The organism is Rubritalea spongiae (genome assembly GCF_042652385.1).
Classification (GTDB): Bacteria; Verrucomicrobiota; Verrucomicrobiia; order Verrucomicrobiales; family Akkermansiaceae; genus Rubritalea; species Rubritalea spongiae.
Genome location: NZ_JBHSJM010000001.1, coordinates 992,796 through 1,018,792 on the forward strand (window position 1 = coordinate 992,796; position 25,997 = coordinate 1,018,792).

Genomic DNA, 25,997 nt, shown 5'->3' on the forward strand with positions numbered 1-25,997 from the left:
TTTGTTAATTAAATTTAATGCGTGGATCGACCAATGACACGATGAAGTCCGACAATATATTTCCTATCAACATCAAAAAGGCACTCACCGTCAGCGTCCCTAACACCACTGGGTAATCATTGTTCTGTACCGCCTGCAGCTGGAGCATTCCAAATCCTTGAATATCAAAAACCTTCTCAACCAACATGCTTCCTCCCACAAACAAAGTAATCAAACCGCCCAAGCCAGTCGCGATCGGAATGAAGGAATTGCGGAACGCGTGCCCCACCACCGCCTTCTTAAAGCTCACACCCTTCGCCATTGCAGTACGAATGTAATCAGCCGAAAGATTATCCATCAGGTTATTTTTCATCATCATCGTGAGGTAGGCAAAGCCACTCACCACATAACAGATCAGAGGCAAGACCGTATGGTGCGCCAAATCTTTAAATTGCTCCCACACACTCATGTCGCTGAAGCCCTCGCTCGTGAGCCCGAAGATTGGGAACCAATTCATCCGCGCACCTAGATACACCACGCACACTGCTCCTAAGGCAAAGCCGGGAACCGCATACCCGATAAAAATTAAAATCGAGCTCAAGTTATCAAACACCGTCCGGTGGTAAATAGCCTTCGCCACTCCCAAGGGTATACAAACGCCATAAATAATCACTGTCGACAGCACACCAAAATAGAGCGCGATTGGTACCCTTTCCAAAATCATCGACCAAACTGAATCCCCGTAAACCGAAGACCTACCAAGATTACCTTGTAGCAAACCAGCGAAGCGCTTTTGAAACACCACCGCCCGGTAACTGTACCGCTCCTGAATATCCTCAGCATCTTTGCCCTCGCGTCGCGCTTTGCGCTCCACACGATCTGCCGGTGACTCGATCCGCACCGACCAACCGTCCTCGCGAGGGTCTTTGCCAATTTCCTCACCATTTACATAAGTAAAGCTCTTCACTTCACCACTCTCACGTACCACGGAAACCGTCCGATCATCTCCTCGCAGTACCAAACGAGCTTCAGTTAGAGCATCCACTTCTGGATCGATCGACTGCCCTTCGTACTCTTTTTTAATGATTAAATCCTCCTTCGGCAGAACACCCAACCACTGCCCGTATGCAGTGAGTATCGGTTTATCTAGACCGTACAACTCCTCCATTTCCTCGATATCTTCATCCGATAGCACCGAGCTCTTGCCATCGCTGTTAGATTGCCCTTGATCATCTGCAGCGGCTGCAGCTTGAAGCGCCTTTTCCAATGGTCCTCCCGGCACAAATCGAGTCACCGTAAAGACAATCAAAGTCACCCCAATCAATGTCGGCAGCACGAGTAAAAGTCGGCGTATGAAGTAGGCTTTCATGAAAATCTTGTGTCAGCTTAATCTGCGAATATGAGCAAGCTAACAACTATCTAGGTGAGGCCAGATGCAAAATCAAGGACACCTTTGGAAATTAAATCTAGAAATCACCAAAGAAAAAGGCTGCAAGATGACCAAACTTTATTCACCTTACTCATCAGTAATGCGCAGACTCACAAATCTACTCATCCTCTTCGCAGCTCTCCTCTGCTTCACTAGCTGCCAAGATGAAACGCCTATCGAGAAATACACAGCTCAGCGTGTGCTCGTCATTGGCAATAGCAGTGAGCCGCAATCGCTCGATCCACAAGTCGTCACGGGCGTCATTGAAAGCAATATCATCCGTTCAATCTTTGAAGGACTCTGCGTCGAGCACCCCTCGAAAGAAGGCGTGCACCTCCCTGGTGCTGCAGAAAAATGGAGTTCTAATGAGGACTTTACCGAATGGACCTTTCATCTCCAACCAAATGGGAAATGGTCAGATGGCCACGCTGTGACTACAGAAGATTTCCTCTTCGCCTATCAGCGCATCCTCTCTCCAGACTTTGCCGCGAAATATGCCTCCATGCTCTATTACATCGTAGGAGCAGAGGATTTCAATAAAGGGGAAACAACAGACTTCTCCACCGTCGGAGTCGAAGCCCTAGATTCACACACCCTTAAAATATCACTCCGTGCCTCCATCCCTTTCCTTCCCGACCTCACCAAGCACTACACGTGGTACCCCGTCCCCAAGCACATCGTTCTGAAATACGGCGAAATGACCACACCTAACAATGTCTGGACCGATGAAGGAAACATCGTCGGCAATGGCGCGTTCCAGCTCAAAACTTGGAAATTTAATGACCAAATCTTCGTAGAGAAAAACCCCTACTATTGGGACAGTGAAACCGTCAAACTCAAAGGCATTCGCTTCCTCCCCGTCATGAACCAATACACCGAAGCTCGGATGTTCTTTAACGATCAGCTTCACGTGACCTACGGGCTCGCACCTGAAATGATCGAATACTCAAAGACTGAAAGCCCCGAAAGCCTCCGCCAAGAAACCTACCTCGGCTCCAGCTTCCTCCGCCTCAATGTCACCAGCGAGAAGCTCAAAGACATCAACCTGCGCAAAGCGCTTGCTTACTCTATCGATTCTCAATCCATCATTGATAACATCCTCAAAGGAGGACAAACAGCGGCCTACGGTCTCACTCCGCCGATGGGCGAATACCAACCGCCAAAAGCGACATCCTACAATCCAGAAAAGGCCAAAGAGTTCCTCAATAAAGCAAATATTGCTGACCCGAGTAAGCTCAAACTTGTTTTGCTAACAACTGATAGAGAAACCTCTAAGATCATGGCTGAAGCCTTTCAAGACATGTGGAAAAAGAATCTAGGAATCGACATCGAAATCCAACAACGCGAATGGAAAACCTATCTCGATCGCATGAGTAACCTCGACTACGATATCTCAACTGGCGGCTGGATCGGCGACTACCCAGACCCTACGACCTTCCTCGACATGTGGAAAAAAGGAGACGGCAACAACCGCACAGGCTGGTCGAATGCCAACTATGAAGCAACTCTTCACGAAGCCGAAAAAATTCAAAACCCCACTGAGCGCATTCGCAAGCTCGAGCAAGCTGAAGCCATTTTCCTCAGCGAAATGCCTATCATTCCAGTCTACTGGTTCACCACCAATTATCTCCTTCACCCTTCGGTAAAAGGCTGGGAGCCATTGCTTCTCAACAACCATCCCTACAAGTTCGTGGAATTAGTCCCACAACAGAAAAAACAATAATCTCTCATGCTACGCACGATCATCAGCCGCCTAGGCCAGGGAATCATTGTGGTATTCTGCCTACTCGCCATCACCTTCACAGCGGTGCGCCTCATGCCAGGAGATCCCTTCTCAGGCGAGAAATCCCACGCCGAACACATTGTCCAAAAGAACAAAGAGCGCTTCCAACTTGATAAACCGATCCCTCAACAATTTGTCATCTATCTCGCAGCTCTGAGCAAAGGCGAAATGGGCTTCTCAGCCACGAAAGAACAACCTGTCTCAAAAATCATCAAACATTCCTTCCCTGCATCCTTTATCCTCGGAATCTGCGGAATGCTCATCGCCATTTGTATCGGCATTCCTGCAGGCATCATTTCCGCTTTGAAAAAGAATTCCATTATCGACTACGGCACCATGGTTGTCGCCATGATTGGTATCAGTATTCCCTCCTTCGTGATCGGCCCCATCTTAGCCGGTCAGCTCGCCACCCGCATCCCCTTTCTTAAAGTCGCAGGCTGGGGAGACCCATTTGATTGGTTTCTCCCTGCTTTAACATTAGGTTTAGGAACCGGCGCCTACCTCGCCCGCATTACCCGCGGAGGGATGTTAGAAGTGCTCAATCAAGACTACATCCGTACAGCCCACGCCAAAGGGGTCAGCCAGACTTCAATCATCATTAAGCACGCTATCCGCGGCGGCATTATCCCTGCCATCGCCTTCATCGGCCCCGCATTCGCAGCCCTCATCACAGGATCCTTCATCATCGAAACCATCTTCCAAGTCCCAGGGATGGGCCTTCATTTTGTCAATGCCACCCTCGAGCGCGACTACTTCCTGCTCCAAGGCGTAGTCATCCTCTTTGGCTCACTCATCGTTCTCGCCAACCTCGCCGCAGACATTGCTCTGGTTTTCCTCAACCCACGCCTACGTAACGCAAACGCCTAGACTTCCATGAGCTCACCATCCATCAATCCCACATCGGGCAACTCCCTCTGGTCAGACGCATGGTACAGACTGCGTAAGAACCACATGGCCGCCGCGAGTCTCATCGTACTCCTGATCATTGGAGTCTTCTGCTTCATCGTCCCCTTGTTCGGATTCATCAAAGACCCCAACACCCAAAACCTAACAAACACCTTCCAATCCCCCAATGCGGAGCATTGGCTCGGCACCGACCAAGTTGGCCGCGACCTCCTCGCCCGCCTCCTCTTAGGTGGACAGGTTTCAATTCTCGTTGGACTCGTCGCCACCACACTCTCGGTCATCGTCGGCGTCTGCTACGGAGCGATCGCTGGCTACATTGGTGGCAGAACCGACAGCCTCATGATGCGTATCGTCGACATTCTCTACGGACTGCCTTTCCTCATCGTAGTCATCCTCTTTTCTCTCCTCATCTCAGAGCACATCGAGGTGCTCTCGACCTTTTTAATCAATGAGTGGCAGTGGAACGAAAAGTTCGTAGAAAAGTTCGCCGACCTCATCCCTCTCTTCATCGCCATCAGCGCCCTCGGCTGGCTCACCATGGCGCGCATCGCACGCGCTCAAGCTATCTCAGTAAAAAATCAAGAATTTGTCGAAGCCGCGATCTCATTAGGCCTAAGTCACACCAGTATCCTAACTCGCCACATCCTTCCTAATATGCTCGGTCCCATCATTGTCTATGCGACACTCACAGTTCCTGGATTCATCCTCACCGAGGCAACCCTTTCTTATCTCGGCCTAGGAATTGAAGCACCTAACAGCTCATGGGGAATACTCCTAAAAGAAGGCTCTAACTACATGGAGACTTATCCACGCTTACTCATCATTCCGAGTATCGTCTTCTCCCTCACTCTCTTCGCTCTCAACTTCCTCGGCGACGGATTGCGCGACGCCCTCGACCCCAAAGCGTCAAAGGATTAAATACTTCTATGCTAACAATCCATGCCGATATGGTTTAAACTCTTCCACTAAGAGAATTCTATGAACATCGGCATTCCAACTGAAATCAAGAGTCAAGAGCACCGCGTCTCTATGATTCCGGCTACAGTCAGCGAACTCACAAAAAAGGGCCACCACATCTTCGTCCAGCAAGGCGCTGGTATGAGTTCAAGCTACAGCGATGAGCAATACATAGCCGCTGGTGCTCAAATATTAGAAACAGCTAAAGAAGTTTTCGAGCACGCTCAACTGATTGTGAAAGTCAAAGAGCCTCAACCCGCTGAAATCGATTTACTCAATGAGCAGCACATTCTATTCACCTACCTCCATCTCGCTGCGAACAAAACACTCACCGAGTCAATCCTCGCCTCTGGCTGCACAGCGATCGCATACGAAACGATCGAAGTCCACGGTCATCTCCCATTGTTAGAACCGATGTCAGAGATCGCGGGTCGCATGTCAGCTATCGTCGGTAGCTACCACTTGGCAAAGCACAATAACGGCCGCGGCATTCTACTCGGAGGGGTTCCAGGAGTGGCCCGCGGACGCGTAGTAGTAATCGGTGGCGGCACTGCTGGTGTGAATGCCGCGCGTGTCGCAAAAGGAATTGGCGCTGACGTCACCATCCTCGAAGTCGATTTCAAACGCATGCGTTTCCTCGATATCACTATGGAAGGCATTCAGACACTGTATTCCACCGAAGCAAATCTCAGCGAACTCCTAGTGCGCGCCGATCTCGTTATCGGAGCCATTCTATTGCCGGGTGCTGCAGCTCCAAAACTCATCACTCGCGATATGCTCAAGCTCATGCAGCCAGGGTCAGTCTTTGTCGATATCGCGGTGGATCAAGGCGGTTGCTCAGAAACTACAAGAGCTACCACCCACGAATTACCCACCTTCATCGAAGAAGGTGTCGTGCACTATTGCGTAGCTAACATGCCTGCAGCCTATGCACGCACTGCCACCCAAGCACTCAACAATGTAACTCACAGCTGGATAACTCTAATAGCTGATCTCGGTCTAAAAGCTGCCACTGAAAAACGGCCAGAGCTGTTGAAAGGCATCAACTGCTTCGATAACAGACTCACCTGCGAGGCCGTCGCTCGTAGCCATCAATTAGAATACCAATCAGCCCAAGAACTCCTCACTCCGTAGCTACCCTTGCCTGGCTTCTAGGCTATTTTTAAATGCTTGATAAGCGTCTAAGGCCATCTTTCTACCTTCCGATGGCAGCAATATTGGTTGAGGATAACTCTGCCCGAGTACGATCCCACAGTCTTCTAATAACGCACTCGGAGCTTCCCACGGACAATAAATATACTTGTTAGGGAGAGCACTCAGCTCAGGAACATATTTCCGAATATAAATCCCATCAGGGTCAAATTTTTGTCCCTGAGTCACAGGATTAAACACCCGAAAATACGGTGCAGCATCAGCTCCACAGCCCGCACTCCATTGCCATCCCATCGTATTGTTTGCTAAATCCGCATCGACTAGCGTGTCCCAAAACCACTGAGCCCCCACCATCCAGTCTTGCTGAAAATGCTTCACCAATACGGACGCTACTATCATCCGCGCTCGATTGTGCATCCAGCCAGTATGCCATAACTCACGCATAGCTGCGTCAACCACAGGGTAACCAGTTTCACCTCGCTGCCACTTACCAACGATTTTCTCATCCACACCCCAAGGGAAAAGCCTCCATTCCTCCCTCAAAGGTTCTTTATCCGTCTTTGGAAAATGATAGAGAAGATGATAAGAAAAATCTCTCCAATAAAGCTGACGAAGGTAATCCTCAGCCTTCACCTCACTGAGAGCATGAATAATCTCAATCGGACTGATTTGTCCAAAAGCCAAGTATGGGCTCAAGCGTGAAGTTCCACTTTCAGCCAGCATATCCCGATTTTCGCTATATGCTGCAGCTCGTCCATCTCCTAACTGGTTCAAAAGACTTGCAGCTCCAGATCTATGAGGATCCCACATTTCATAAAACCCATCATCCCACGAAAGACTCGGTAACAACTCAAGCTCTTCCACCGTCAATCCATCTTCCAGCTTCTGCCACGATGCCTTCGAAAGATCAGGCTGAGTGAGCTCTCGCAATGGAATTTCACGACATTTTTTCCAATACGGAGTGAAAACCTTATACGGCTTGCCAGATTGATTCGACACATTAAATGGCTCATTAATCAAACTCGCTGAAAAACTCTTCACCAGCACCCCACTGGCCATCAATTCTTTCTTTATTTCAGAATCTTGCAGAATGCTTTCCGCCTCATAACGACGCGACCAAAAGACAGCATCCGCATCGATTTTTTTTACTAGTGCAGACAGCGTCTGATGAGCCTCTTTTGAGCCATCAACAATGTGTAATTTCGCCCCAAATCCATCTAACTGCTCACCCAAATCCATCAACGCATGATGCAGCCACCAACGACTCGCCTCCCCCATCGGCCACGCCTCTGCGTCCTCAAAAATGTATAGAGGTAGAATCGAATAACCTTCCTCGATGGCATAATCCAGCGCTGGGTGATCACTCAAACGTAAATCTTTTCGAAACCAGAGAATACAAGACTTCATAAAGGTTCCTAATCTCTAACCGGAAAATGCACACACATGATAAAAAACCAACGCCCTACCTGATCAAATAGCTATAGTCTGCAACTTCCGTAAACGTTCAAGCGCTTGGCCTGAATCAATCAACTTGCGTGCCATATCAACGCCTTCTGCAATATCGTCAACCAACCCCGCACAGGCGAGTCCAGCACCAGCATTCAGCAAGACCATGTCACGCTTCGCTCCACTATCTTTTCCTGAGAGGATATCTACAAGAATCTGCGCATTCACTTCCGCATCACCTCCTTTGAGGTCTTCTTCTGAACAAGGCTTAAGACCAAAATCTTCAGGTTGCACGGTCTCCTCCACGAGGTTCTGAAAGCTACCAGACTTGTTGATTCTGCTATCACCCATCAAACTCATTTCATCCACAGGGCGACCATCAGCCGTACGACCATTGACAATCCATGCCGATTCACGACCGAGCCGTTGAAGGATTTCTGCGAACGCAGGAACCAAACTATCATCGCACACGCCGATCAATTGGCACTGTGGGCGCGCTGGATTCAATAAAGGCCCAATCAAATTAAAAATGGTTCGAACCCCATCCTTGGCCAGTTCAGCTCGCACAGGGGCTACGACTTTAAACGCCGGATGATACATCTGCGCAAATAGGAAACCGACGCCTGCCTCTTTCAAACATTGCTGGAAAGTCTCTGGAGAAATGTCCAAACGAATTCCTAACGCTTCTAACACATCAGCTCCGCCACTTTTAGAAGTTATGCCACGATTACCGTGCTTCACGACTGTCGCTCCAGCCGCCGCGATCACAAACATGCTCGTTGTCGAGACATTGAACAAATTCAACTTATCGCCACCAGTTCCACAGACATCGATCGTCGGACCATCAAACTCCATTTCCAGCGTCCCAGGATCTATCGCGCGTTCAAGGAAACTCTCCACGAAGCCAGCAATCTCAAAAGGAGTTTCCCCTTTCGCCGAAAGCCCTTTTAGAAAACGTACCTTCTTCTCAACCACAGCGTCTTCACTCAACAAAAAGTCAGCAGCAGCAGTGATCTGCTCTCGGTTCAGTTCTTCTCCAGCTTCTACAGATTTGATTAGCCCATCCATGTCGCAGCAAAGCTAACAGCACTTGCAAAAAGGAAAAGAAAAAGCCCACGGCATTTCGCTGTGAGCTTTTAAAATTTGAGTTGTAATACTATCGAATTACTCGATTTCAGATACAGGAAGATTTGCGACTTCCTCACGCACTTTCTCAGCAAGTGGAGTAGAGAGGTAACGCTCCGTGCTAGAACACCCAATGGTTACAATCTTCTTGCCCTTTGCTTCTGGACGCTTCGCTAGTTCGATCGCTGCCCAAACGTTTGCACCTGTGGAAATACCAGCTGGAAGGCCTTCTTCCTGAGCAAGTTTCTGTGCTGTTTCAAATGCATCTTCGTTGGTCACAGTGATCGTACCGTCCACAGTATCAACGTTGAGGTTTCCAGGAATGAAACCTGCGCCAATACCCTGAATTTTGTGAGGACCAGGAGAACCACCACCAATAACTGGGGAGTTTTCTGGCTCTACAGCATAAGTCTTAAAGCCTTCTTTGCGTGATTTAATCACTTCAGAAACACCAGTGATCGTGCCGCCAGTACCAACACCTGCGACGAGGAAGTCAACGTCACCATCGAGAGCTTCCCAAATTTCTTCCGCTGTTGTTTCGCGGTGAACCTGTGGGTTTGCTGGGTTATCAAACTGAGAAGGACCAAATGCTGTTGGATCTTCTGCGAGAAGTTGCTTCGCTTTCGCAATCGCTCCACCCATGCCTTTTGGCCCAGGTGTAAGAACGATTTCGGCGCCGAGCAAACGAAGAAGAACGCGGCGCTCGAGAGACATTGTCTCAGGCATAGTGAGGATACACTTATAACCTTTTGCGCGCGCTACGAATGCAAGCGCGATACCTGTGTTACCAGATGTTGGTTCAATAATTGTACCACCTGGCTTGAGTGAACCATCCTTTTCTGCAGTCTCGATCATCGCTTTACCGATACGATCTTTGACACTGAAGAGTGGGTTGAAAAATTCGCCTTTTACGTAAATCTCTGCATCGAGACCTTCCGTAAGTTTGTTGAGTTTGATCAGTGGCGTGTTGCCTACTGTATCTACCATGTTTTGTGCTAGAAGTGCCATAGTGTTTATAATGTTAGAAATTTAACGCCCAAACTTTCCCATCCGAACCACCCTTTGGCCAGTGGTAAATTCGAAAATTTGTGACAGGTTATTAACAAACAGGCAGATCAACTCTCAATCAAACTGGCACAGTAAAATAGGTTTTCCTAAGCGCTTAAATCTGGAAGTCACTGCTTCCATTATCTAAATGGAGACCACATTCAAATTTTTGGCCGCCATAGCGAGTCTCTTCAGCGCTCATTCCATCTGTAGCAGGGACAGTCGAATGCCAATCTCCCATCGTCACATAGCCTTTTTCTTCTAAAGGGTGGCGAGGAAGGTCATGCATATGGAAATACACATTTACTTGTGCATCGGCCCAATCAAGAATCGGGTACGCTTTAATTGTCGCACTTTGCTGCTCGGCAAAAGGGCGGTCTTGGCGCGTGCTCGATTGTGTGCGGCGAAGTCCTGATAGCCAAATATCCGCACCAATCTCTTTGATCGCACGGTCCATCGGCTCGACCTTATTGATCACGCCATACTTGGTATTGCCTTCTTCACCTTGCTCCCAAAGCTTGCCGTAAAGCGCTTCTTGGCGCGCAGCAGTCAACTTCGGATTGTACACTCGGAGATCAACATTGAATCGCTCCATCAGCGTTTCCATGTACTTGTATGTCTCAGGGAAAAGATAGCCTGTGTCGACAAATGCCACCGGCATTTTGGGAGCGTTTTCACTGATCAAATGCAACATCACTGCAGCCTGCAAACCAAAGCTGGTACTCGCCATCACGCGATCCCCATAGGTTTCATAAAGCCACTGAATACGCTCGCCCGCTTTCTTCGCGCCGATCTCAGCCGCAATAATTTCTGCATCTGTTAGTTTCTCTTCTGCTGCACTCATAATGTTAGCTAGGCTTCATCGTGCTAGGCTTAAAACCTAACACTTAAAAACCACGCCGCTAGGCGTCTTAACTAGGAATTGCTTCCGATTTAATATTTTTATGGAAATCCAAGCCATTGACTGTCGCTTCGACGTAGCCAGCTCGGATCACAAAGTCACCAAAACGCTCACCGTCTTGACGGTTCTTCGCATAGTCTTCGATGATTGGTTTAAGAATTTCTTTCGCATCTTTACCAAGCATATCCTGACGGTAGAGCTTATTGAGACGCTGACCTGCGTGACCTCCACCGAGATAGAGATTGTAACGACCAGGACCGCGGCCTACAAAAGCAATTTCTGAAAGGAACGGACGACCACAGCCATTCGGGCAACCAGTCATACGGATAGTGATCGCGTCGTGTCGCAAACCGCATTCTTCCACCACTTCTTCGAGCTCGGTGATCACCTCTGGGAGGTAACGCTCAGCTTCTGCCAGCGCCAATCCACATGTTGGGAGAGACACACAAGCGATCGAATAAAGGCGGAGCGCAGAACGCTCGTGGCTCTTCAGAATGTTATACTTGTCGAGGATCGCTTCAATCTCAGGCTTCTGCTCTGCTGGGATGTTAGAAATTGCTAAATTCTGGTTCGCTGTGAGACGGAACTCACCTTTGAGCACTTTAGCAATTTCACGAAGTCCAGTCTTCACTGGAAATGCAGGAGAATCCACCACGCGACCACCTTGGATAAAGAGGTTGAGGTGCCAGTTTCCAGTTTCGTCTTCGTGCCAGCCGAAGTTATCGCCATTGGTTGTAAATTCGTAAGGGCGCACGGGAGCGATCTCGTAACCAAGGTACTCATTGAGCTTTTCAGTAAACCACTCAGCACTACGACTATCGATCGTGTACTTGAGACGTGATTGCTTACGGTCACAACGATTCCCGAAGTCACGCTGCACCAAAATCACTTTTTCAGCCACATCTACCACCTGCTCTGGAGTACAGAAACCGATAATGTCCGCGAGACGAGGGTATGTTGTTTCCACACCATGAGTCATCCCCATACCACCGCCGACAGCGATGTTGTAACCGACGATTTCCTCTCCTTCTTGAATCGCAATAAAAGAAAGATCATTCGCGTGGATGTCACAGTCGTTAGACGGCGGGATCACGATCGCGATCTTAAACTTACGCGGAAGGTAAGTCTTGCCATAGATCGGCTCGACCACTTCTTCAGAAGAAATCACCTTTTCCTGATCGAGGAAAATCTCATGGTACGCCCCCCCTTGTGGAAGAAGGTGCTCAGAAATGTCCTGTGCCTGCTTCACCATCTCAGCGTGTGATTTACTGAGATGCGGGTTCGGATTACACATGACGTTACGATTCACGTCACCACATGCAGCAATACAGTCGAGCGCCACTTTGTCCATTTCCTGAACAGTACGCTTGAGCTGAGACTTAATCACGCCATGAAGTTGGAATGCCTGACGCGTGGTAAGCTTGAGTGTGTTGTTAGCAAAATTCTCAGAGATCCAGTCCATCTGGAGCCACTGCTTTGGAGACACTACGCCACCTGGCAGGCGAACACGCATAAGAAAACTATACGCCTTCTCGAGCTTGTGCTTGCGGCGGTTGGCACGCAGGTCGCGATCGTCCTGCACGTAGCAACCATGGAATTTCACCATTTGCGCGGAACCTTCTGAGATTCCGCCTGTTGAAGTGTCAGCGAGTTCTTCAGCGAGCGTCCCACGAAGGTAGTTAGACTCCACCTTGAGGTATTCGTTTGCTGATAATTTTTGTTCTTCGCTCATAAGAAAATTCTATATTCTAAATTCAGTATTCTAGCTTCTCTCGAAGCGGATTAGTAGACGTCACGCTGGTAACGTTTCTCCTTCTTGAGGCTTTCGATGTATGCCGTTGCGTCATCAGCCGACTTACCACCGTACTTAGCCACGATGTCAATAAGCGCCTGATTCACGTCCTTAGCCATGCGTTCAGCATCACCACAAACGTAGAAATACGCGCCAGCTTCGAGCCATTTGTAAATTTCCTCACCTTGCTCGAGCATCTTGTCCTGCACGTAAACCTTTTCTGGCTGGTCGCGTGAGAATGCCACATCGAGCCTAGAAAGAGCTCCAGACTTCAGATGATCCTGTAGCTCTAACTGATAAAGGAAATCATAGGTGTAGCGTTGGTCTCCGAAGAACAACCAAGTTTCACCCTTTGCTCCAGTTTCTCCACGCTCTTCGATAAATGCACGGAATGGTGCTATACCGGTTCCAGGGCCAACCATGATGACTGGTTTATTCGTGTCCTCAGGAAGGCGGAAATTCTTGTTCTTGTGCACGTAAACTTGCACTTTTTCACCATTTTTCGCTTCATCAGCAATGTAGGTAGACGCCACGCCCTTACGAGCTTTGCCGTGACCTTCATAGCGCACTGCTGCCACTGTAAGGTGTACTTCGCCAGGATGTGCCTTCGGGCTAGAAGCTATTGAGTAAAGACGAGGAGGAAGCTTGCGAAGAATATTCACAAGTGCCTGTGCATTGAGTCTCAGCACTGGATAGAGTTCCAGAAGATCAACAATCTCGCGTCCCCATGCCCAATCCTTAAATTCAGCTTTCTTCTCATCGCTCACGATTACTCCCAGCTCATCGCTCTTACAGAGCTCAAAATACTTCTTCGCCACCGCACGGGAAAGCCCAGTGATATCGAGCTTGTACTTTAGAGCATCTTTCAAGTCGCACTTGTCTTCACCTTTCAGCTCAACCTGTTCAGAGCCAGTCAAACCTGATGCTGCGAGGAATGCTTCTACCACATCATCCGCATTCACAGGAACTACTGCGAGAGCGTCACCCGCTTCGTAGTCGAGCCCCGAACCTTCTAGGTCGAGCTCAAGATGAATTGTTTCCTTAGCGGATCCCTCACCATTAAGAATGAGATTGTCAATCACCTCGGCTGGGAATGGATTTTTACGACCGTATTCCACAGCAGGAGCGGCCCCAAATGCGGCCAAATCGATCGCTGGCGCAGCAGCAGCTTCTGCTGTCCCGAGTGCTCCAAAAAGTGCATCTTTCCATGTCGCATAGGCATCATCAAAGTCGACATCACAGTCGACACGATCTGCCACACGCTCAGCTCCAAGCTTTTCAAGCTGGACATCAAAATCTTTACCAGTCTGGCAGAACTTATCGTAAGAAGTGTCACCTAGCGCACAAACAGAAAACTTCACCCCTTTAAGATCCACACTGGCGCTCATAAATTCCTTATGAAATGCCTCAACAGCTTCTGGCGGTTCGCCATCACCCCATGTCGAAACAATCAGACCAATATGCTCAAACTTAGCAATATCCTTCACTGAAATATCAGCGAGGTTCTTCATGACAGCTTTGAAACCTTTTTTCTTCGCCTCTTTGACAGTTTTATCTGCAAGGCCTTCAGAATTACCTGACTCAGTGCCGTACAAAATAGTCAAGGGCTTAGAAGCTGCGGGTGCTGCAGCTGGCGCACCACCGGCGGGTGCTGCCAAAAAACCGCTGAGCCACGCGCGCTGCTCAAGCGAAAACGTCTTAACCAGCGCCTCGAGTGCGGCCCGCTGATTCTGGTCGAATGGTGCGTGAGATGGAATCATGATCGTGATCAATTGGTTAATACCTTACAAAGTTGCTTAGTATTATTATGTTTACCTGCGCGAAGTAAACACTCGGATCTCAGAACGCGCAAGCTCTTTTGCAAGAAAGCTAAAGCAAGTGTATTAAAACACCAACATCCATCAGCGTCACAGCCCCTAGCGGCGGTGTTCAGACGGGCGACATCCTACCCATTTTCTGAAAACATTCGAAAAATGAAATGCTGAACTATAGCCCACTGACTTCGCAATATTTTCAATCTTTGCATTGGTGGTCGAAAGCTGATTACTCGCTCTCTGCATTCTCAAGAACGTTAAATGCTGAATCGGACTACGCCCCAGCTGCTTATTACACAGCCTTCTGAGATGCTCCTCACTCACACATGCGAGTTGAGCTAGATCTGCCAGAGTCCAGTCCTTGTCCAAATGTTGCTCCACCACGTTCCACACCTTCCACATCCTATCATCAGACTCATGTGGTTGCGCAAAACTTAACACATATTGGTGAATCAACTCAGTCCATAAATGGCTCATTGCCGCAGAATTAGGCCCCTCGCATTCCGCATGTAATCCCAAGATCGCATGCTTGAGCGCCCATCCATCAAACTCTCCTCGAACTGGCGAAATCTCGGAAACAATCGGCTTCGTTTCCTTCGATTCGATATAACGCACCCAACAAAACTCCCATTCCTTCCCTTCAATCGCCTTAAAAGCATTCCCAACGAACGGAGGCAACAAGCACGCTTCACCTGCCTTCACACGCTTCCAACGACCATCCGCCAACACCATCCCCTGCCCTTTGGTACAGGCAAACATAAAGGTTCCTGACTGCTCAGCCCGAGACACAGAAAGCCCTTCACCAGCCTTCATCACCGCAACATGAAGAATATTATGATGAGACAAGGTCTTACACACAGGAGCTTTAAGCAACCATTCTCGATTATCATCTAAAGCCGCGCGAACGACATCAATATGTGCCCCCTGACCGAAATCACGGAAATCATCTATCGTTTGCTGTGCGCCGTTTGAGCTATCCATCACGAACACTTATGCAGAACGATCCTTCAACGGTCAATCGCCAACTGCCTCAGGAAGCCAGGCTCCCCCAAAGCGTAGGCAAGTCTACGCACTCCAATGTTCACCAACGCGACACCTATCGTCAGCCTAGGAATCACCCTCCCACAGACCATACTTAACTAAAGTCCAAGCCTAATAGCAGAACCACCGCCAAGTATCGTCCTCAATTCTATCAAGCGCCGCAGGCATCTGCCTATTCGTAAAATTCGACAGAATCGTAGTGAGCCCCTAATTCCAGACACTCCCTTATTGCCTCATCTCTTCAATTCCTCTATTGTCTACAGAACCCCAATCCCCCCACCTATGAAATCCCCTACCCACCCTAAAGGAGTGACTCTAATCGAGCTTACTGTTGTTATATCAATGATACTCACCTTACTATCCGGACTTTTCCTTGGAGCCTCCTACTACAGAAACTCATCTAGCCAGGCCGTCTGCATTGCCCAAATAACTCAAATTCAAAAGAGCATCAGAAGTTATCAAAACCTTGAAGCTCTCGATTACGGATCCCGCATCGTAGAAACTGAGGTCATCGGCACCGATAAAGCCATCGGTCCATTACCCCAATGCCCTCTCGGCGGAAGCTACACAGTGCTCGATAGTATCCCTAACCCTGGCATTCCCTTCGCTCGATGTGACAGCTACGGAGCAGCTCCACAAAATCACTTCCCTCAAGACACTAATGGCTACTAAGCCGTTTGAGCAATTAATTTGACGTCAGTTCGCAGCTTTCAGAATCGGCAAACCTCCGTACGATCTCCTCCATCTCAGCCTCACGCTCCTCCATTTGCTTGAGAAGCGTAATCTGCACTCGAACTCGATCTAAATTTTGCCCTTCTCGCTCAGTCTTAAAATAAAGATCACCCTCCAGATAATCGGTCAAAAAACGTATTGCCACCTCGAGAGTGATCACCTTGCACCCAGTCACTAAAGAATGAATCTCAGCAGCAGTCAAACTGGGACAGGCTTTGATATACCCTCGCGCGAGCGCCTCAAACATCGGCATGCGCATCTCGACCTTTGAAAGGTCCTGCTCATCCTCAGCCGCCGCACTCGTCGCAGTTCGTACTAAATCACCGAAGTCATACGCCGCCAGCCCAGGCATCACAGTATCAAGATCGATCACACATACTGCCTGCCCGCTCCTCTCATCCATCATCACATTATTGAGCTTCGTATCATTATGAGTCACCCTCACTGGTAACAGCCCCCCCTTCATCATCGACACTAACTCAGCCCCAAGCTCTTTCCGGTCTTTGAGGAATTGCACTTCCTCGACAACTCCAGCCAATCGCTCTATCGGATCGTCAGCAGCTCTATCCATCAGTCGAGCAAAACGCATCGGTGTGTGGTGAAAACTAGGAATAGTCTCCACCAAGCTCGCTACATCCAGATCACTGACTAAATCTTGAAATCGCCCAAATGCCGATGCCGCTTCATAAGCTTGCTCAGTACTCTCGACCACATCATAGCTCCGGCAACCTTCAATAAAATTATAACAACGCCACACTCTGCCCTTAGCATCTTCATAAAAATGCCCGCCACGACGCGCTGGATACATCTTTAAATATTGCTCACCAGAACCCTCAAGCTTCGCCGCAATATGTTGCGTCACTCGCTCCACATTACGCACAACAGCAACCGGATCTTTAAACACATAACCATTAATACACTGCAAAATATAACGTCGCTCCGAACCATCCATCTGAAGATAGCGCGCCACATAAGTCACGTTAATGTGCCCCGCTTCTATTTCACTCCCTCCGATAAATTCTCCATCGATAATAAACTCCTGACCGATCGATCGAACTGTTTCCTCCACCGGAGGCATCAAAGAGGTGCGTGTTCTCAAAATAAGTAATTTAAATTTAGAAACATATTTGAGCGTTCTCCCCCTCAACTGCAATGGCAAAAAACCGCTCAGCGCCATTTAATAACGTTTACCGATCCAGCTGACACCCTCGCTGACACAATTTCCTAAAACCCCACTCACCTAAACACACAAAAAGCGAACCTACTTGGTTCGCTTTTTTCTGATATCCGATGGAGCGGGTGAAGAGATTCGAACTCTCGACATCGACCTTGGCAAGGTCGCGCTCTACCACTGAGCTACACCCGCTTTATCGGTTATTTTCTTTGCTGCATGCTTATTTCCTCCGGAGAGAAAATGGAGCGGGTGAAGAGATTCGAACTCTCGACATCGACCTTGGCAAGGTCGCGCTCTACCACTGAGCTACACCCGCTTTGTTGCCTGCGGCGGGCGGATTTCTACACGATCCCCAAATCAGCGCAAGCATTTTTTAACATCTTTTTTCACACTTTTAACCCAAGTTCAGAAACAACAATTACTTCGACATATTAAAAATTTACCCAGCAAAGATCCTCGACTCATCCTCAATTCACAGATTAGCCTCAGCTTCATGAAATCCTGTCTCTTTGTACTCATCGGCATGTCTGTACTAGCAGCTCTAGCCATCACTCTCGGCACGATTTTCTTCATCAGCGCCGACACCAAAGTAAAAGAATCTACACCAGCAGAAGAAACCTCCCTAGAATAATACCCCCCATCGCGACCACGCGATGCATTATATGACCTTCCAGACCTTCGACACCCCGCCCCACCAAAAAAAATTGGCCACTAGGTTTCCCCAGTGGCCAATAAAATAAGTTAAATCAACTAGCTGAATTACGCTTCTGCAGTCTCTTCAGCGGACTCTTCGCCCTTCTTCGCATCACGAAGCGCTGCACGGAGAGACATTTTCACGCGACCTTTGTCGTCGATACCGATGCACTTCGCTGTGACTTCGTCACCTACGCTCACTACATCTTCAGTCTTCTCTACGCGGCCTTCTGCAAGCTCGGATATATGAATAAGTCCATCCTTACCAGGAAGCACTTCCATGAATGCGCCGAATTTAGTGCAAGAAACGATCTTACCAACGTAAGTCTTACCTTGCTCAACTTCAGCAAACATCATTTCAACCATTTCCTTCGCGCGGTTAAGAGCTTCACCCTTAGATGCGTAAATGTGTACTGTGCCATCGTCTTCGATGTTTAGCTCAGCACCGGACTCAGCCTGGATTGCTTTGATGTTCTTACCACCAGGGCCGATGAGCATACCAATCTTATCCGGATCAATCTTCACAGACTCAATACGTGGAGCATGCTCAGAAATTGACTTAGTTTCAGCGATCACAGAAAGCATCTTGTCGAGAACCAGCGCGCGGCCATCCTTCGCTTGGTAGATTGCTTCTTCAAGAATGCTGAGTGGGATACCAGGAAGCTTAAGGTCAAGTTGGTAAGAAGTCACACCCTCTGGAGTACCACAAAGTTTGAAATCCATATCACCGTAGAAATCTTCAGAACCGATGATATCAAGAAGACGCTCATACTTTACCATGTTGCCGTCATCATCAAATTCAGTCACAAGACCTACTGAGATACCAGAAACTGGAGCTTTAAGAGGAACACCAGCACCGAGTAGGGACATAGTACCCGCACAAACAGTCGCCATTGAAGAAGAGCCGTTAGACTCAAGAACTTCAGAAACAGTACGTACTGCGTATGGGAACACGTCCTCGTCAGGAATCACTGGTGCGATAGAACGCTCAGCGAGGTTACCGTGACCAATTTCACGACGGTTCAAGCCACCGAAGCGACCTGCTTCACCCACGGAAAATGGAGGGAAGCTGTAGTGAAGGATGAAACGCTTGCTGTCTTCGCCACCTGCATAGTTGTCGAAGTACTGACGCTCGTCAGCTGGAGCGAGTGTCGAAACTGCAAGAGCTTGTGTTTCACCACGAGCGAAAAGAGCAGAACCATGAACGCGTGGAAGCAGACCTTCTTCAGCGAAAAGTGGACGGAGATCAGCTGGTGTACGACCATCAGCACGCTTACCATTCTCAAGGATAGAGATACGGAATGCCTTCTTCTGCAGGAATTCAAATGCTTGCTCGATCTGGAAGTCAGTAGTTTCAGGGAAACGCTCGAGGATAGTTGCTTCAACTTCATCACGAAGCGCACCAACCTTCTTCGCACGCTCAACCTTTGAGTCAGCGTAAATTGCGCTTTCAATACGGTCACCCGCAACTTCGTAAGCGATGTCGAGGAGGTCTTGCTCAGCCACGGAAACTTCGTATTCACGCGTTGGCTTACCAGCGAGAGCCTTGAGCTCTTCCTGAGCTACAACGAGCTTCTGGACGTTTTCTTGAGCAAAACGAAGCGCCTTAATGAATTCCTCTTCAGGAATCTGATCAGCACCACCTTCGATCATAATCACGTTTTCTTTGTCACCCACGTACACGAGATCGAGGTCAGACTCTTCACGCTGTTCGAATGTTGGGTTCACAACGAACTCACCATCGATACGACCAACACGCACCGCACCTACCGGGCGAGCGAATGGAATGTCGGAAACAACCAGTGCTGCAGAAGCACCATTCATAGAAAGGATGTCAGCATCGTTAATGCCATCAGCAGAAAGCATAAGAGCTACGATCTGAGTCTCGTAAAGGTAACCTTTAGGGAAAAGCGGACGCAGTGGACGGTCAGTCATACGGCAAGTGAGGATCTCCTTCTCAGTCGGACGACCTTCACGCTTGAAATAGCCACCTGGGAAAACACCAGCGGCAAATGCTCTCTCTTTGTACTCAACGGAGAGCGGGAACCAGGACTGTCCTGGCTTAATTTTAGTAAGGGAACATGCAGTCACAAGAACTGTAGTTTCACCTGAAGTTACGACAACAGCACCGTCTGCGAGCTTTGCCATTTTACCAGTTTCAAAACTGATAGGGTTTGAGCCGACCTGGCTCGTTACTTTATGTATATTCATTATTCTTCTTATCGTCTCACCCCCAGCACTTCTTTGGCTAAGAGTATTCATTTACTTCGAGTAACAACGGACCTTCCGCTACACTCAGGAAGAAACTCAGATGACGTGCCATCGCCTCTCCCTTTGAATTGAGTTAGGAATTAGAAATCTGTAATTAGGAATACTTAGCTAGCTACTTCCTCATTCCTGATTTGTAATCCCTCTTTAAATGAGAAAGGCCACGGGGTGAGCCGTGACCTTTCAAAAAGTAACTTAGCGGCGGAGACCAAGACCTTTGAGGGCCTTCTGGTAACGCTCTTCTGAGTTCGCCTTGAGATAATCGAGAAGCTTACGACGACGTGACACGAGGCGGAGAAGTCCGCGACGGCTTGATACATCCTTCTTGTTTGCATTCATGTGCTCGGTGAGCTGAAGAATACGAACTGTAAGAATAGCAATCTGATAATCGGCACTTCCTGTGTCACCTTCGTGAAGTTGGAAGTCTTTCGGGTTGATAGTAATATCGCTCATTTTGAATTAATGTGTTCAGGACCAGTCCTTCATGAACCAGACCTCCCTACTCGGGACGGCGGTAAGTAACGCGCAAACCATGAAATAGCAAGAACTTTCATTTCCTGTAGCCGGTACAATCTAAAATCTAAAATCCTTCTCACTTCTGCCATCGAATTGAGCTTGTCAGAAGGACAAGCCTCAATTAGTCAATCCACATGGCAACAGAAACTACCCTGATCCTTTTCAAACCTGACACCGTTGAAAAGAACCTTTCCGGCAAAGTCCTCGAGCGCTTCCTCGCGGAAGGCCTTGTGATCCGTGGCATCAAAATGATGACTCTCAGCGACGAACTCCTCGCAGAACACTACGCGCACGTCGCAGACAAACCATTCTTCCCAGAAATCGTCGCATTCATGCAGAAGACTCCAGTTATCGCTCTCGCTCTCGAAGGCGATAATGCCATCAGCCGTGTCCGCGACCTCCTCGGACCAACGAACTCCGCTGAAGCTCCAGCCGGCACACTCCGCGGCGACCTCGGTGAAGACATGATGGTCAACGTCTGTCACGCCTCAGATAGCCAAGAAACCGCAGAAGCAGAACTCAAACGCTTCTTCAACGAAGGCGAAATCTTCAATTTCTAAGCAAAAATAATTTTCACTCACCCAAACGCGCGAGTCCTAAACGACCGCGCGTTTTTTATTTTCTATCGCAACCAAGCGGTGCAAATTCTCACCTTCACCCCTCAAACCTTAGACACTCCACTCCCCACAAAAAAATCTAAAATCTTCCTTCTTCCCTCTCACTTCCCTCTCACTTCCCTCTCACTTCCCTCTCACTTCCTTCTCACTTCCTCAACACGCTCACCATACACTCGGATCGTATAAGAAAACCGACTATAAATCTCAATCATCTCATCCACCTTCTCCTGAGAAAATTGCTGTAGCCTCCCCTCCGCCAGCGCCTTATCAAAAGCCTCAGCATATTCCTTCGTCTTCTCCACAAAAAAGACATAATCTGTCTCTAACTCAGAATTCTCCACTTCATCACGTGTAGCTTTGATATTCCGATAAATCAAAATCATTTCCGCCGCCCCTGCCGAAGTTAAAGCATCATTTGGGTCATTGAGCCTCCCCTCAGTCATCGCTAAACTCTTCTGAGAAACTTCTAAAATCTTCTCAAAGCCACCACGATTCCCTTCAAAAGTCACATACATCGCATAATTCCCATGGTTCGTCGGATCCATTTCATACGCCAACTCTACGAGTTCTTGAATACGCTTTTGCTCGTACTCCCGCACCCCCCTACTCCGTCCACTCGGGTTGTGATTCCGGCGAATCATACTCCCTAAACTCGCTAAAGCAGACTTACGCTGCGCCAGCCATGGACTTCCCCCCTCCACTTCGACCATCTCTGCATGATCGTGCTCATGAGAAGTCACCGCACAGCCAGAACAACCAGCACAGCCCTCATGCCCTTCTCCATGATGGTGGTCATGCCCCGTTCCGCCATGCGCCAGCAAATGCACCGGTTCTTGCAGCGCCGCACCGATAATTTCCCCGTACGGACTCTCCTTCAATTCCAGTGGATTCAGCTCGCGTTCGGCCATCAAATGCTCCACCCGCCGTCGACCATCGGAAATCAAGAACACACCCAGCACCGCTATAACAATAACTATAACAGAGTTCATTTCTTCTTAGGCGTAAAAATAAAGTAACTCACCGCACTGATTAAAATGCCCCAACCCGCCAGATACTCAAACACCGCAAAAAACTCGCCATTGGTCATTGCTCCCTGCTGGTGGATGAAACGATGCGTCAGATCCGCCAAATAAAAATGCGGCAATACCACATACAGCAAATCAAAATAAAACGTATCCTTCGCGATCACCAGCTTCTCCACCGCCAGCACCATATAAAACCCTAGAATATACAAAAACACACTCCCAGTATACCCCACCAATGCACCAAATCGACTCGCTAAAGCGATCGCCAATTGCGCCACCGGCAGCACTACCAATAACATCAAGACTGCATGCTGCACGCTCAGCACCACCCAGTGACTATACGCCTCACCCTCACCAACACCCGCTGTGACCACAAACGCACTCATCAGTACAGAGATCAGAGCGATCAATACACCAAACACACCCACACTCAGCGTCAGCGCTAGCATCTGGCTCGACCTCCCCTCCCCGCGACTCAGAAAATACTCACCCAACTTATTGCGCACATGCTCACCACCCAGATTAGCCGCCTGATACGCCAGCCACAAACTTCCTGCCAGCCATGCCAACTGCCACGTCGCCTGCACTCGCGCTGGCGCCAGCACACTCGGATCCGCCACATAGTTCGTCATCTGCTGAAACACAAATGGCCCCACGATCAACAGCAGCAACACGATAAATACCGACTTCTGCCTCACTGCCGTCACCAGCGATAATTGAAAAAGCGTCTTCATTATTTCAGTCCCTCCTTCAGTTCACCCCAGCTCTGCCCATCTGCACTCGTCGATGCCACAATCTTTCCTTCCGAGATAATCACCGCACTATTAATCGCCATACTATCAAAATCCGGATGGCAGCTCACTAATCGACAAACCCCCTCCTCATTTTCCTCCCAGTATTCCATAAATGCCTCGCGAACATACGAATCTAAGCCCGTAAACGGTTCATCCAGCAAAAGCACATTGCCGCGAGCTACATCACAGCAAAACTCCGCCATCAACCAGCTTATCTTCCGCTTGTTCCCCGTCGATAAATCCCGATAATTCTTCTTCACATCCAGCTCCACCTTGTCCGCAAAGGCCAAACAAGCCTCCCGCCGCCCCTTAGGTACCAATGTCTTTAAAATCACCTCCGCAGATAAGTGAGCATCATATTCAATATCTTCAGGAATGTACTGCACAAACCCCTCCACCTCAGCATTACCCGAAACTGCCTGCAAACTTCCCGCCAATGTCCTTAACAAAGTCGTCTTCCCTCTACCATTACGAGCCAGTAAATAATGCGTGCCCGTCTCTAAAGAAATCGCCTCATTGCTCACCGCAATAGCTGATTTCTTATAGCCTATTTCAAACTCTGGGGGGATGGTAATCCTACTTGTTCTAGCCATCGACTTCGAAAACTATCCAGATCTACCACCACCACAAGCTCATATTTCTATTTTCGCACACTTGTTGCATTTAGATTATCCAACATTTCCTGCGCCACAATACCATTCATCTGCATACTAACATCAATCACTAACACTTTTTCCAACACATTTCTTAATGCTTCTTCCTCTCCCTGCGCTTCCAGAAAACGCGCATAATAGATCAGAGCATTCGTATGCGCAGGAACGATATCAATAGCCCTCAAGAAACTCTCACGCGCCTCCTCTACCCGCGTCGGATCTTGCGCCAGACTCATCCCACGTTCAGCCCACAACCTCCACTGCAGCGGACACAACTCTATCGCTTTATCATAATGCTTCACTGAAGACTCCACCACAGCCTCAATACACTCTTCACCATAGAACCGATGCGACATCCTTGCTCTCCCCCAAAACCAATGCGCTGGCATGAAATCCTCTCTCCACTCTATTGCTTTACGAAACCCCTCCTCAGCCTCAGCTAATTTTTCTTTGGGCCCCGAAGCCCCATCCCATGAACCCCCTGCACCCGACTCAATGCCAAACTCCCCTTAGAAAATGAATAACTACTTTGAGTGTCCCTATAAGCTCCGCCCCAAAACACACTCAATACGATCCACACACCTAGCGCTCCTAACTTTGCACCTCTGCCACACCGCCACTGTACACAACGAGAACCATAACGCACTAATACCGCAAAATAGATCACAGACACAAAAAAATTCGCCCACACCTTGCTCTCAAAATTAACCAGTTGATACAGCCCAAACCCAAGTAAGCCACACAAAGCCACCCTCACCAATAAATCCTTATCTGTTGAAAAACATTTACGCTCCCCCCACATCTTGCGCGCGCCCCTCAAAACTACCAAAGCCACCGCACCAAACAAGAGCCCCGCCCCCACAAGCCCCGTCTCACATAAGGTCTGCAAATAATCCGAATGAGTGAAATACTCACCATGATTTCGGTTCACCGGAAATTGCTGATCCCATAGTACCTGAAAATTCCCCAAACCCACTCCAAATATCGGCGCACTCTCAAACAAAGCATGTGCAGCTGCAAAATAAACCTCTCGCGTCACCTCCCCACCCGATTTTGCCAACCTCTCAAACCGCTCCTGCCCCTCTCCTCCACTAGCCACCACCAGATACATTCCACCATGCACCAGCAACACCAACACCGCCCGCAACACTCGCCACTTCCACGAAACCCCAGATACATAACAACACAACAAAATTACAGGCACTGCAATCAAAACCGATGCCCGACTCACACTAGCATGTAGCGCCCACATACAAGCTACCGCCCCCAGACCATAACTCAGTTGCCACTTCCTCTTGCAAAACGCATATAACAAAAAATAAGGCAGCACCAACAACATACAACACCCCAAAGAATTCGGCATCGAAAAAACACTCGACAATCTCTCCCCATACTGCGCCCGAATCGAATTTACTCCCCCTACTGGATGCCATGACGCCCCCATCACTTCCTGAAACATCGTCACGAAAATCACCAACACCCCAAACCCCATAACCCCTTTCCCTAACCATTCGACATCCCGACCTCTCATCAAAATCACACAACCAAATACCACCCCAGCACAACCAAACCCCAACAACTCCACACGTCCATACCACGGCGTCAACGACAAGCAACAATAGTTCACCACCACATAAATCAACCACGGCAAGAACACTAAGCTCAGTGAAGACCCCATCATCTCCCTTTCACGCAATACCCTCCCAAGCACAAATAAAAGCAAAACCCCCATCAAAACCCAAGCCACCATAGGACTAATCAACATCTGTAAATGCCCACCAGCTGAAAAACTCAACATCACGATCCCTACACAAATCACCCCAACAACCCATCTCCCCCAGCTCAAACACCCAGCACCCTCGTTAAAATCATGATCAGAGGAGACTTCACACTCGCGATTCAAAGAATTCATTAAACGCACCATAAATACCCCACCTCTCCATCTAGCAAGCAAAAACACCCCCCATCGCGACCACGCGATGCACTCCATAACATTTGACCTGCAAACATTTGACACCCCGCTCACCCAAAAAAACACCACAACCTAAAACCATCCGCTATCCGCCATCAAAAATAGCAAGAATGTTCAATTTTAGATTGCCAAGCCATAAACAACCCTATAGTAGATTCATTATCACTTGGAGCACTCCTTG

23 protein-coding genes and 2 tRNA genes are annotated in these 25,997 nt (G+C 48.6%); 7 read left to right on the forward strand and 18 right to left on the reverse strand.

Going from position 1 to position 25,997, the window contains the following annotated elements:
• Positions 1-4: 4 nt before the first annotated feature.
• The gene (locus ACFPK9_RS04715) at positions 5-1,348 is read right to left on the reverse strand and encodes an ABC transporter permease (protein ID WP_377093586.1); all 1,344 of its coding nucleotides are present in this window, start codon (positions 1,346-1,348) and stop codon (positions 5-7) included.
• Positions 1,349-1,412: 64 nt separating this feature from the next.
• Here ACFPK9_RS04715 and ACFPK9_RS04720 point away from each other — a divergent pair, with 64 nt between their 5' ends.
• Genes ACFPK9_RS04720 through ald form a run of 4 tightly spaced genes read left to right on the forward strand, consistent with a single transcriptional unit; the run spans position 1,413 to position 6,188 of the window.
• On the forward strand, positions 1,413-3,131 hold the full coding sequence (locus ACFPK9_RS04720) for a peptide ABC transporter substrate-binding protein (RefSeq protein WP_377093587.1): 1,719 nt from the start codon (positions 1,413-1,415) through the stop codon (positions 3,129-3,131).
• Between the two features lie 6 nt (positions 3,132-3,137).
• The gene (locus ACFPK9_RS04725) at positions 3,138-4,058 is read left to right on the forward strand and encodes an ABC transporter permease (RefSeq protein ID WP_377093589.1); all 921 of its coding nucleotides are present in this window, start codon (positions 3,138-3,140) and stop codon (positions 4,056-4,058) included.
• Positions 4,059-4,064: 6 nt separating this feature from the next.
• Positions 4,065-5,015, forward strand: coding sequence for an ABC transporter permease (locus ACFPK9_RS04730; RefSeq protein ID WP_377093591.1), 951 nt, complete (start codon positions 4,065-4,067; stop codon positions 5,013-5,015).
• A 60-nt stretch (positions 5,016-5,075) separates the two neighbouring features.
• Entirely contained in the window at positions 5,076-6,188 is a 1,113-nt protein-coding gene (gene ald, locus ACFPK9_RS04735; protein WP_377093592.1) for an alanine dehydrogenase, read from the forward strand.
• Here ald and ACFPK9_RS04740 read toward each other — a convergent pair whose 3' ends face one another.
• The 7 genes from ACFPK9_RS04740 to ACFPK9_RS04770 form a co-directional block, all read right to left on the reverse strand.
• The gene (locus tag ACFPK9_RS04740) at positions 6,189-7,613 is read right to left on the reverse strand and encodes a cryptochrome/photolyase family protein (RefSeq protein WP_377093594.1); all 1,425 of its coding nucleotides are present in this window, start codon (positions 7,611-7,613) and stop codon (positions 6,189-6,191) included.
• A gap of 63 nt (positions 7,614-7,676) precedes the next feature.
• A complete protein-coding gene (trpD, locus tag ACFPK9_RS04745; RefSeq protein WP_377093595.1) occupies positions 7,677-8,720 on the reverse strand; it encodes an anthranilate phosphoribosyltransferase in 1,044 nt (347 codons plus the stop codon).
• A gap of 96 nt (positions 8,721-8,816) precedes the next feature.
• Entirely contained in the window at positions 8,817-9,785 is a 969-nt protein-coding gene (gene cysK / locus ACFPK9_RS04750) for a cysteine synthase A (RefSeq protein WP_377093597.1), read from the reverse strand.
• A 154-nt stretch (positions 9,786-9,939) separates the two neighbouring features.
• The gene (locus ACFPK9_RS04755; protein ID WP_377093598.1) at positions 9,940-10,668 is read right to left on the reverse strand and encodes a phosphoadenylyl-sulfate reductase; all 729 of its coding nucleotides are present in this window, start codon (positions 10,666-10,668) and stop codon (positions 9,940-9,942) included.
• Between the two features lie 67 nt (positions 10,669-10,735).
• Complete coding sequence (locus ACFPK9_RS04760) at positions 10,736-12,457, reverse strand: NADPH-dependent assimilatory sulfite reductase hemoprotein subunit (RefSeq protein WP_377093599.1); 1,722 nt, start codon at positions 12,455-12,457, stop codon at positions 10,736-10,738.
• Positions 12,458-12,507: 50 nt separating this feature from the next.
• Positions 12,508-14,277, reverse strand: a complete 1,770-nt coding sequence (locus tag ACFPK9_RS04765; protein ID WP_377093600.1) for an assimilatory sulfite reductase (NADPH) flavoprotein subunit — start codon at positions 14,275-14,277, stop codon at positions 12,508-12,510.
• Positions 14,278-14,433: 156 nt separating this feature from the next.
• On the reverse strand, positions 14,434-15,312 hold the full coding sequence (locus tag ACFPK9_RS04770) for an AraC family transcriptional regulator (protein ID WP_377093601.1): 879 nt from the start codon (positions 15,310-15,312) through the stop codon (positions 14,434-14,436).
• Between the two features lie 342 nt (positions 15,313-15,654).
• Between ACFPK9_RS04770 and ACFPK9_RS04775 the strand changes: the two genes are divergently transcribed.
• The gene (locus ACFPK9_RS04775) at positions 15,655-16,044 is read left to right on the forward strand and encodes a type II secretion system protein (protein ID WP_377093603.1); all 390 of its coding nucleotides are present in this window, start codon (positions 15,655-15,657) and stop codon (positions 16,042-16,044) included.
• A gap of 13 nt (positions 16,045-16,057) precedes the next feature.
• On the opposite strand, the gene ACFPK9_RS04780 is transcribed toward ACFPK9_RS04775, so the two are convergent.
• The 3 genes from ACFPK9_RS04780 to ACFPK9_RS04790 form a co-directional block, all read right to left on the reverse strand.
• Positions 16,058-17,203 carry a phosphotransferase enzyme family protein gene (locus tag ACFPK9_RS04780; RefSeq protein WP_377093604.1) on the reverse strand — a complete coding sequence of 382 codons (1,146 nt, stop codon included), beginning with the start codon at positions 17,201-17,203 and terminating at the stop codon, positions 16,058-16,060.
• Between the two features lie 192 nt (positions 17,204-17,395).
• Positions 17,396-17,470 (reverse strand) — tRNA-Gly (locus ACFPK9_RS04785).
• 49 nt (positions 17,471-17,519) lie between these two features.
• Positions 17,520-17,594 (reverse strand) — tRNA-Gly (locus ACFPK9_RS04790).
• A gap of 177 nt (positions 17,595-17,771) precedes the next feature.
• Here ACFPK9_RS04790 and ACFPK9_RS04795 point away from each other — a divergent pair.
• A complete protein-coding gene (locus ACFPK9_RS04795) occupies positions 17,772-17,909 on the forward strand; it encodes a hypothetical protein (protein ID WP_377093605.1) in 138 nt (45 codons plus the stop codon).
• 128 nt (positions 17,910-18,037) lie between these two features.
• Here the strand turns inward: ACFPK9_RS04795 and ACFPK9_RS04800 are convergent, their stop codons facing one another.
• Together ACFPK9_RS04800 and rpsO are read right to left on the reverse strand one after the other, a co-directional pair.
• Positions 18,038-20,182, reverse strand: coding sequence for a polyribonucleotide nucleotidyltransferase (locus ACFPK9_RS04800; RefSeq protein ID WP_377093606.1), 2,145 nt, complete (start codon positions 20,180-20,182; stop codon positions 18,038-18,040).
• A 252-nt stretch (positions 20,183-20,434) separates the two neighbouring features.
• Entirely contained in the window at positions 20,435-20,692 is a 258-nt protein-coding gene (rpsO, locus tag ACFPK9_RS04805) for a 30S ribosomal protein S15 (RefSeq protein WP_377093607.1), read from the reverse strand.
• A gap of 197 nt (positions 20,693-20,889) precedes the next feature.
• Between rpsO and ndk the strand changes: the two genes are divergently transcribed.
• Complete coding sequence (gene ndk, locus ACFPK9_RS04810) at positions 20,890-21,315, forward strand: nucleoside-diphosphate kinase (protein ID WP_377093609.1); 426 nt, start codon at positions 20,890-20,892, stop codon at positions 21,313-21,315.
• Positions 21,316-21,506: 191 nt separating this feature from the next.
• Here the strand turns inward: ndk and ACFPK9_RS04815 are convergent, their stop codons facing one another.
• The 5 genes from ACFPK9_RS04815 to ACFPK9_RS04835 are packed head-to-tail and all read right to left on the reverse strand — an operon-like array spanning position 21,507 to position 25,756.
• Positions 21,507-22,361, reverse strand: coding sequence for a hypothetical protein (locus ACFPK9_RS04815; protein WP_377093611.1), 855 nt, complete (start codon positions 22,359-22,361; stop codon positions 21,507-21,509).
• Positions 22,358-23,131, reverse strand: coding sequence for a hypothetical protein (locus tag ACFPK9_RS04820; protein WP_377093612.1), 774 nt, complete (start codon positions 23,129-23,131; stop codon positions 22,358-22,360). The genes ACFPK9_RS04815 and ACFPK9_RS04820 overlap by 4 nt, the downstream gene beginning before the upstream one ends.
• Complete coding sequence (locus tag ACFPK9_RS04825; RefSeq protein WP_377093614.1) at positions 23,131-23,784, reverse strand: ATP-binding cassette domain-containing protein; 654 nt, start codon at positions 23,782-23,784, stop codon at positions 23,131-23,133. The genes ACFPK9_RS04820 and ACFPK9_RS04825 overlap by 1 nt, the downstream gene beginning before the upstream one ends.
• A gap of 47 nt (positions 23,785-23,831) precedes the next feature.
• Positions 23,832-24,233 (reverse strand): hypothetical protein, encoded by a 402-nt coding sequence (locus ACFPK9_RS04830; RefSeq protein ID WP_377093616.1) that lies wholly within the window; start codon positions 24,231-24,233, stop codon positions 23,832-23,834.
• A 50-nt stretch (positions 24,234-24,283) separates the two neighbouring features.
• The gene (locus tag ACFPK9_RS04835) at positions 24,284-25,756 is read right to left on the reverse strand and encodes an O-antigen ligase family protein (RefSeq protein ID WP_377093617.1); all 1,473 of its coding nucleotides are present in this window, start codon (positions 25,754-25,756) and stop codon (positions 24,284-24,286) included.
• Positions 25,757-25,997: the final 241 nt, after the last annotated feature.